This is a genomic window from Protofrankia sp. Cj5, from assembly GCF_917627405.1.
Lineage (GTDB): Bacteria > Actinomycetota > Actinomycetes > Frankiales > Frankiaceae > Protofrankia.
The window spans coordinates 1-9,056 of the sequence record NZ_CAKJTO010000149.1 but is presented as its reverse complement, the minus strand read 5'-3'; the positions used below and the strand labels follow the sequence as shown (position 1 = coordinate 9,056).

Sequence of the window (9,056 nt, the reverse complement as noted above, 5' to 3'; positions counted from 1 at the left end):
CTCGAATTCCTCTCGGCGGATTATGGCTATCGTCCGTGCGAACGGGAAGCGGATGTCCTCGGCGGTCGTGGTCCAGATGGCCCACCGCTTGATGCGTCCGTGTGAGCGTTCTTCTTCCTCGTGATGAGAGGCTTCCTGGAGTAACGGAAGACAGCGCTCGAAGACATGGCGGTGAAGGGTGGGCTGGTTTCGTTTGACGGTAAGGACGTAGTCGATGCCGCGTTTATGGAGGAGAATCGCGGTTCTGAACTGCGTGTGGGCCGCATCCGCCGTGATAATGGCTCGCCCCCGTGTATATTTAATCATTTTTACCAGCTTCCCCACCTGGGTTATTTCGTTGGTGCTGCTGGGAACCAGGGTCTGGGCGACGACGACGCCGTCTTCATGGATCATGGCGGCAAACAGTGTGACCTGCGCGTTCTCATCGGTCCAGGCGCCCCGCAGAACCTTCCCATCCAGCGCGAGTACCAGATCACCGTCGCGATCGCGTGTCGCGCATTCATGCAGCCAGGCACCGACAATAAGGTCCAACACGTCCGCGTCGACCTGTGTCAGGACATCCCGAATCGTGCTCTCGCTCGGCGCCTCGTACCACGCGCGAAAATAATCGTAGGGCGCCCCGAGCTGGGCGAGAAGGCGTTGCGGAAGGTCGCCGGCCCGTCGGCCGATCTGGCGGTAGTTCGCGGCGCCAGCGAGTGTCGCGACAACCGCGACAGCGAGAATACAATCAATGTTGTAGATTTTTCCGCGGGCCGCCCGGAAATCTTTCACCTGGCGCAGCATCTCGAGAAGTCTGCTGGCCGTATTCTCGCCGGCGTGGTCATGGCCGTTCGACAGGGTGGCGCCGGTCTGGCATGATGACATGCGATGGCCTTCTCGGTTGGGGTTGTGTTTCTGGTACTTTCATTATCCCGACCGGAAGGTCATTTTCATCACAACGGCACGTCAGATGTCAGATAATGCAGCGGCCACAGGTCGCCTATCACGTTCCAGCAGATTCTTCTGGTCGACACGCGACGTGCCGCGCCGATATGTTGGCGAATCTCGACCGATGTAGGCGGGGCAGCGTTGAAGCGCACTATACCCTTCCACGGTGCATGTGGATGGCCTCACAAGACGACTACAAAAAGTAGTAGATCGTAACGCTGTGCGACCTTCGCGCACCCCTGGGTGCTTGCACGGAAATGCCCGGACCGGCGGTTCCGGTGACCTTTTTTGTTCTGGGAACGGGTGCAGGACGCACCTGTTGGCTGGTGGAACGTGTAGTGGAGGGGGCGCTGGGTACCACGCAGACGGATGCCGTTACGCTTCTTGCCGCCGGTCTCAGCTGAAATCGGAGCATGCCTGTGTGGACCTCCTCTGACCGCCAACCGCCGCGGGCGTTGCGGGTGGCGGTCGTTATCGCTGTGTGGGCCGCGCTGGCGGCGGCTTGCGCGGAAGAACCTGGACCGTCCATACGTGCTGCGACGCCGGCACGACCGCAGGTATCGACGAACGGGAATCCGGCGCCACTATCGGCTCCCGCGGGGGACGGCGGTGGCTCACAACCGGTCGATGTGTATGCCTTTGACGGGGCGAACCAGTTCAGTCCGGCTGTTCGTCGCGCGAGGCAGCTCGTCTACGTTCCGAACAGTGACAGCAACACCGTCGATGTGATCGATCCGGCGAGATTCACGGTGATCGACCATTACGTGACCGGCCGCAATCCCCAGCATGTGGTGCCGTCTTGGGATCTGTCGACGCTGTACGTGACCAACGACCTGGCCAACAGTCTCACCCCGGTCGACCCGACCACCGGCAGGATCAAAGGGCCGAATATTCCGGTCGCAGACCCCTACAACATGTACTTCACCCCGGACGGAAAATATGCGATTGTGGTGGCAGAGGCGCTGCAACGGCTGGACTTCTACGACCCACACACCTGGCAGTTGCGGATGCACCTGCCTGTCGACTGCCCGGGGGTCGACCATGTCGACTTTGCCGCGGACAACTCGTTCCTCGTCGCGACGTGTGAGTTCTCCGGGAAGCTGGTCAAGGTCGATCTGGCGACGCCCTCGGTTGCGGGCTACCTGACGGTCGGGGGCATGCCACAGGACATCAAGCTCGACCCGCGGGGCGAGGTGCTCTACGTCGCCGACATGATGGCGAACGGCCTGCACCTCGTCGACCCGGTCCGGTTTGTCATGACTGGGTTCCTGCCCACCGGCAAGGGGACGCATGGGCTGTACCCGACCCGGGATGCGACCGCGATGTACGTGTCGAACCGGGGGGAGGGTTCGGTCTCGCTGGTGGATTTCGCGACCCGCCAGGTACGGCGCACATGGCAGCTCCCCGGTGGGGGGAGTCCGGACATGGGTGGGGTGTCTGCGGACGGGTCGGTGTTGTGGCTGACCGGCCGGTACAACGGTGAGGTGTACGCGATTTCGACGAGGGACGGGAGTCTGCTGGCGCGGATCAGGGTGGGGCCGGGGCCGCACGGTGCCTGTGTGTGGCCTCAGCCGGGCCGTTACTCCGTCGGTCACACCGGCATCCTGCGCTGACCGACCGCTCAGAACGCCCCGGGGATAGGTGGCCTACCGCGGGGGACGAGTGTCATCGCGGTGTCCAGGTCTTTCGTGTTCTCCCCGCAGGGCACGAAGACCGTGCCACCGGCTGAGGGTTCAGCTTCTGTTAAGCGGCGTCGCGGCATGGTCGGCCTATGTGGACACGAAAGTTGCTGGCGGTCTGGGGGCTGGCGCTGGTAGGGCTCTTCTCCATAGCTGGCCTTGTTTCCTGCGGTTCATCCTCCAGCACGCCGTCGTCCTCGGGAGCCTCTGGGGGATCCGGATCGTCGCAGAGCACGGCTTCGCCCGCGGCGGCCGGCGGGGGCGCCTCGGCTGGCGGATCCCAGGAACCGGTCCCGGTGGAGAAGAATCCGCCGGGAGATATTCCGGACAACGTCGCATTCATTGCTTATATGAATGCCTCGGGCGGCTATTCCTTCGTCCGCCCCGAGGGCTGGGCGCAGACGACGGCTGGAGCGCGGGCCTTGTTCGTCGACAAGCTGAACGGTATCGCCGCCGAGACGGTGGAGGGAAGCCAGGCGCCGAGCGTGGCCGACGCGGCCGCCCACGAGATACCGCGGCTGCGCTCGACGCAGCCGGCGTTCGAAGCGCGGTCGGTCGATCCGGTAAGCCTGCCAGCAGGGGCCGGCGTGAAGATCGTGTACCGGCGGAACTCCGCTCCCGATCCGGTGACCGGCAAGCAGTACCGCGACGAGGTGGAGGAATACTTGATCGCCAGGGGTGGGAAGACCGTCCGTCTCGACCTCTATGGACCGGTGGGCGCCGACAACGTTGACGCCTACCGCACAATCACGCAGAGCTTGAGGCTGTCGTGATCGTGCTGGAGGCTCGTGGCCTGCACCGGTTCTATCGTCGTGGTGGCCGGGTCGACAGCGAGGTCGCGGCGTTGCGGGACGTCGACCTGGCCGTGCGAGCCGGCGAGATGGTCGCGGTCGTCGGTCACTCGGGTTCGGGAAAATCCACGCTGCTGGCGCTGTTGGCCGGCATCGATGATCCTGATGGCGGCGGCGTGTGGCTGACCGGAGAGCGGATGTCGCACCGGCCACCCGCGGAGCAGGCACGGCTGCGGGGCCGTCACCTGGGCGTCCTCACGCAGGGAAGCGGCCTGATCAATCACCTGTCGGTGCGGGAGAACGTTCTGCTGGCCGCGTCGTTGCGCCCGCACCCGCGACCGGGCAGGGCGCAGGCGGATCAGCTGCTGGAGCGGCTTGGTCTGGAGACGCGGCGGCTTTCCCGCCCCTCGACACTGTCTGGCGGGGAGACCGCACGCGCCAATCTCGCGGTCGCGATGATCGGCGATCCCGCGGTGCTGCTCGCGGACGAACCGACGGCGGAGGTGAACCGGGCTGAGGAGGCGGACGTGCTGCGGCTGCTGCGTGCGGAACGCCCCCGCGCGAGCGCTGTCGTGGTGGTCACCCATGCGGCGGCGGTCGCCCGGGTCGCGGACCGGACGATCACCATCACGGCCGGGCGGATCACATGAGTGTGCTGGTGGACGCCGTCGAACTGGAGATCTCGTATAAGCGCACCCCGGTGCTGGCTTCGGTGGATCTCACCGTGTCCGCAGGCGATGAGCTGGGGCTCAGCGGACGTTCCGGTAGCGGCAAGACGACCTTGCTGCTCGCGCTGGCCGGTTTGCTGCCCACGTGCGGGGCCGTCTCCTGGCCAGATCTCTCGCCCGATCCGCTGGTCCGACGCCGCCAGATCGGACTGGCGTTCCAGGCGCCCTCGTTGGTGCCCGAGCTGACCGCGGCCGAGAATGTGATGTTGCCGTTACGGCTACACGGCGCAACGCGGCAATCGGCCACCACCGCCGCGCGTACCGCGCTGGCCGACGTCGGCCTCGGCGAGGTCGCCCAGGCGCTGCCGGCGGAATTGTCCGGCGGTCAGCAGCAACGGGTGGCGTTGGCGCGTGCGCTGGCCGGGGATCCGCTGCTGCTGTTGGCCGACGAACCGACGGGGCCGTTGGATCGCGGCACCGGTGCGGAGATGGTGGTGGTGATGCGCTCCCGGATGCGCCGCGCCGGTGGAGCGCTGGTCATCGCGACGCACGACGAGGACGTGGCGGGGCTGCTGCCCACCCGCGTCGAGCTGCGTGACGGCACCCTGCGCCCGACCGCGGGGCCGCCACCGGCGACGATCCCCTCCCCCGTGTCGCAATATGGAACGGAGGGCGACCGGTGAGGGCCCTATCATGGATCCGGGGATTGGTGACACATTCTCCGGCTGCGGTGCTGGGCGGAGCCGTGAGCGTTGCGGTAACGGTGGCCTTCGTCGCCTCGCTGGGTAGTTTCATCACCGTCAGCTCCGCCGATCTGACGGTCCGGGCATCCGCCCGCGTGCCCGTCGACTGGCAGGTCCAGGTGACACCGCAGGGTGATCCCGCCCGCGTCGTCGCCGCGGTCGGGCGGTTGCCTGACCTGCGAGCGCACGTCGCCGTCGACCGGGTCGCGGTCCCCGAGCTGTCGGCGACGGGACCCGATGGCAGCCGCCAGACCGGGCAGGCCCAGATCCTGGCCATGCCCCAGGACTACGCCGCGGTGTTTCCCGGTGAGATCAGGCCGCTGGTGGGTAGCGCACGCGGTGTGCTGCTCGCCCAGCAGACCGCCGCGAACCTGGCGGTCGTTCCCGGCGAAACAATCACCGTCCGAACGGCAGACGGCGCGACCTCCGCGCTCACCGTCGACGGCGTCGTCGACCTTCCCGCCGCCGACTCGCTGTTCCAGGTCGTAGGAGCGCCGGCGAACGCCGGTGCGACGGCACCACCGGACAACGTCGTTCTGGTCCCACCGGACCGTCTCCCGGCGCTGGCGCGCGGCACCACGGTGGTGCACCAAATCCATGTCGGCTTCGATCACACCGTCCTGCCGCACGATCCCGCCGCCGCCGGGACACTCATCCAACAGCGGGACAACCACCTTCAGATCGAGGTGGCCGGTGGTGCCCTCGTCGGTGACAACCTGCAATCCGCATTGTCCGGGGCCCGGGAGGACGCCCTTTACGCCTTCCTGCTGGTGCTGTTGCTCGGGGTGCCCGGCGTGGCGCTCGCCGCCACAGTCGCCGTTCTGGTCGTCGCGCTGCGCGGCGAGCGCCGCCGCCGTGAGGTCGCGCTGCTGCGGCTACGCGGGGCGGGGCCGGGAACTGTCCTGCGTCTGGCCGCCGGCGAGACCGCTCTGACGGCGTTGCTCGGAGCGGCGCTGGGCCTGCCGATGGCGTGGCTCGCGATCCGCCTCGCGTTGCCTGCGGGTAGCCACCTGGTGCCCGCCTCGACGTGGACGGCGCTCGGCGTCGGCGTCGGCGTCGGCGTCGCGGTAGCCGCGGGTACCCAACTGGGGCCGGCGATCCGGGTGATGCAGGACCGGCGGGCCGGCACGGTCCGGGCCGACACGTCGTTCGCCCCGCCCGACCGTGCGCCCTGGCCGCTGCGGCTCGGTCTCGACTGGATCCTCCTCGCCGGAGCCGCGGTCACATTCTGGCTCACCTCCCGCGGCGGGTATCACGTCGTCCTCGCCCCCGAGGGCGTGGCGACGACCGCGGTGAACTACGCGGCTCTCCTGGGCCCGGCGATGGCGTGGCCCGGGCTGGCACTGCTGGTGTGGCGCATCAGCGCCGGCTGGTTCGCCCGGCGCACCGGGCGGCTGTCGGGTGACCGCCCTGGACGGGCACCCGAGCTGGAAGCGGCGTCGCTTCGACGACGTCGCCACATCGTGGCGCGCGGTTCGGCCGGTCTCGCCGTCGCGCTGGGCCTCGCGGCGTCCACGGCCGTCTTCACCTCCACCTACGATGCCCAGGCCCGGCTCGATGTCGCCCTGACCGTCGGTGCCGACGTCGCGGTCACCGAACCCCCCGGCGCCGTCGTCAGCCCGTCCGCCGGCGACACGCTCCGCGACGCACCCGGCGTACGGGCCGTCGAACCACTGCAGCACCGCTTCGCCTATGTGGGACCGGACCTCCAGGACATCTACGGCGTGAACGCCGACACGATTCGGCGGGTCGCCCCGCTTCGCGACTCATTCACCCCGGGTAGCACCGTGTCGAGCGCACTGGCCACTCTGAGCAGTACTCCTGACGGAGTACTGCTCTCCGCGGAGACGCTGCACGACTACCAGCTGCGTCCCGGCGACCCGGTACAGCTGCAGCTCCAGACCGGACCCGACCGGATCTACCAGCCGGTGACGTTCCATGTGATCGGTCAGATCAAGGAGTTTCCCACCGCTCCGAAGGACTCCTTCATCGTCGCCAACGCCGCCTACATCATCCACGTGACCGGCTCGGACGCGGTCGGCAGTTTTCTGATCGGATCGTCCGACCCGACCGCGACCGCCGCGTCCCTACGGTCGCGGCTCGCGCCCGGCGTCAACGTAGCCGACGTGCGTTCCGCCCGCGCCACCGTCACAACCGCATCCGGCTTGGCCGCGTCCGATCTTGCCGGCCTGTCCAGGCTGGAACTCGGTTTTGGGGTCCTGCTCGCGCTGGCGTGTTCCGGCCTGGCGTTGCTGCTCGGCGCGTCGCAACGACGGCGTTCCCTGGTGCTGCTACGCGCCTTCGGCGCCACCCCCCGCCAGCGCGGACGTTTCCTGGCCACCGAAGCGCGGGGACTGGTCCTGGGCGGTGTCCTCGGCGGCGCGGCGATCGCGGCGGCCATCAGCTACCTGCTCATCAAGGTACTGACGGGGATCTTCGACCCACCGCCTGCGGCACCGGCGATTCCGGTCGGCTATCTGGTCGCTCTCGTCGCCGGTGTCGTGGCGGCGGCGGCTGCGGTGGTGGTTCTCGGTGGCCGGATGGCGGGCGCCGCGGGCCCGAAGGAGCTCCGAGACCTGTGAGCGTGCCCGACCGTGAACACACTGAGACAATGCGGTTGCCGTGGAGGGCGCCGACCCGCATGGCCCCGGGGCGCGGTCCGGTCCGTCCGGGAACGTGCGACAGGAGCTGTCGATGCGGATACTGATCGTGGAGGATGAGGAAAACCTGGCCGCCGCGATCCGGGACGGACTTCGTCATGAGGGTTGTGCCGTCGACGTCGCGGCCGACGGCGAGCAGGGCCTGCGGCTTGCCTGCTCCCACCCCTACGACGCGATCGTTCTGGACATCATGCTTCCGTGTCTCAGCGGCTATGAGGTCACCCGGTCGCTGCGCCGGGCGCGGGTCTGGACACCTGTCCTCATACTCACCGCGAAGGACGGGGAGTACGACGAGGCCGACGCCCTCGATCTCGGCGCGGACGACTACCTGACCAAGCCCTTCTCCTTCGTTGTGTTGCTGGCACACCTGCGAGCACTGATCCGGCGAGGCTCCCCGAGGCGTCCGACCGTCCTGACGGCGGGTGATCTCCAGCTCGATCCGGCCCGGCACCGCTTCAGCCGGGCCGGAACCGAGATTCGGCTACGGCCCCGCGAGTTCGCGCTCATGCACTACCTCATGCGCCATCCCGACCAGGTGCTGCCCAAGAGCAACATCACCGCCAACGTCTGGGACGAGTTCGGGGAAAGCGATCCGAACCTCGTCGAGGTCTATATCAGCTATCTTCGAAGCAAGATTGACAGACCGTTCGGACGGCAGGCGATCGAGACGGTGCGCGGAGTGGGGTACCGACTGCGGGCTGACGGCGGTTGACCGACCATCGGGAAGACGCCGCGGCGCGCCCGCGGTGGTGGCGCCGGCTGTCCTTCCAGCTGCGGGTGACCTTCATCGCGACCCTCGTCGCGGCAATCGGTCTTGCCACCGCCGGGTTCCTGCTGATCACCGGCGTCAGCAGCAGCCTGCTCGGCACTATCGACGATGCGGCCCGCGAACGTGCACAGACGCTCAGCGCGGTCGTCACCCGCGGCGCCGTGCCGGACCCGTTGCCCAGTTCCGGCGCGGACACCAGCATCGCCCAGGTCATCGCACCCGACGGTCATGTGATCGCCAGCTCACGGGAGTTCGACGCCGGTGAGGAGGCCCTCCCGCGGCCCGTTGGAGGGCTGTCGGCCGGGGAACGCATCGAGGATCGGGTGGCGCTCGCGCACGGTCGTTTCCGGATCCTGACGCTGCCGGTACGTACCCAGGGTTCCACCGCCACGATCGTGATCGCGTCACCGTTGAGCGACTATGACCAGGCAGTCGGCCGCGTCACCGCAGCGGCCGTGGTTGGCGGCCCCACTTTGCTGCTCCTGCTCGCGGTCGCGGTCTGGACACTCGTGCGTTACACCTTGCGCGTCGTTGATCGCATCCGCGGTCAGCTCGACACCATCACTGCGGCGGATCTCCATCGCAGGGTCGACGTTCCCCCCGCTCGGGACGACATCCGCCGCCTTGTCCTGACCATGAACCAGATGCTGAGTCGACTGGAGAATGCGGCAACCATGCAGCATCGCTTCGTTTCCGATGCCGCCCACGAGCTACGCAGCCCGTTGGCGGCCCTGCGTGTGCAGCTCGAGGTCAGTCACCACACGTCCGAGGAGGGCAGCTGGCAGCACGAAACCCTCCGCATGATCCACGATGTGGACC

Annotated in this window: 8 protein-coding genes; 7 read left to right on the top strand and 1 reads right to left on the bottom strand. The window is 67.8% G+C overall.

The window, feature by feature from the left end; genetic code table 11:
* Positions 1-864, bottom strand: an 864-nt coding sequence (locus MJ777_RS20980; protein ID WP_239377538.1) for an ISAs1 family transposase, incomplete at its 3' end; no start/stop codon positions are given.
* A 476-nt stretch (positions 865-1,340) separates the two neighbouring features.
* On the opposite strand from MJ777_RS20980, the gene MJ777_RS20975 reads away from it, so the two are divergent.
* The 7 genes from MJ777_RS20975 to MJ777_RS20945 all read left to right on the top strand — a co-directional run.
* A complete protein-coding gene (locus tag MJ777_RS20975; protein WP_239377537.1) occupies positions 1,341-2,540 on the top strand; it encodes a YncE family protein in 1,200 nt (399 codons plus the stop codon).
* A 362-nt stretch (positions 2,541-2,902) separates the two neighbouring features.
* On the top strand, positions 2,903-3,379 hold the full coding sequence (locus MJ777_RS20970) for a hypothetical protein (RefSeq protein WP_239312040.1): 477 nt from the start codon (positions 2,903-2,905) through the stop codon (positions 3,377-3,379).
* The gene (locus tag MJ777_RS20965) at positions 3,376-4,047 is read left to right on the top strand and encodes an ABC transporter ATP-binding protein (RefSeq protein WP_239312039.1); all 672 of its coding nucleotides are present in this window, start codon (positions 3,376-3,378) and stop codon (positions 4,045-4,047) included. Before MJ777_RS20970 ends, MJ777_RS20965 begins: the two co-directional genes overlap by 4 nt.
* Entirely contained in the window at positions 4,044-4,748 is a 705-nt protein-coding gene (locus MJ777_RS20960) for an ABC transporter ATP-binding protein (protein ID WP_239377536.1), read from the top strand. The genes MJ777_RS20965 and MJ777_RS20960 overlap by 4 nt, the downstream gene beginning before the upstream one ends.
* A gap of 62 nt (positions 4,749-4,810) precedes the next feature.
* Positions 4,811-7,390 carry an FtsX-like permease family protein gene (locus MJ777_RS20955; protein WP_239377535.1) on the top strand — a complete coding sequence of 860 codons (2,580 nt, stop codon included), beginning with the start codon at positions 4,811-4,813 and terminating at the stop codon, positions 7,388-7,390.
* A 112-nt stretch (positions 7,391-7,502) separates the two neighbouring features.
* On the top strand, positions 7,503-8,180 hold the full coding sequence (locus tag MJ777_RS20950; RefSeq protein ID WP_239312036.1) for a response regulator transcription factor: 678 nt from the start codon (positions 7,503-7,505) through the stop codon (positions 8,178-8,180).
* Positions 8,177-9,056, top strand: an 880-nt coding sequence (locus MJ777_RS20945; RefSeq protein WP_239377534.1) for a HAMP domain-containing protein, incomplete at its 3' end; no start/stop codon positions are given. The genes MJ777_RS20950 and MJ777_RS20945, both read left to right, overlap by 4 nt.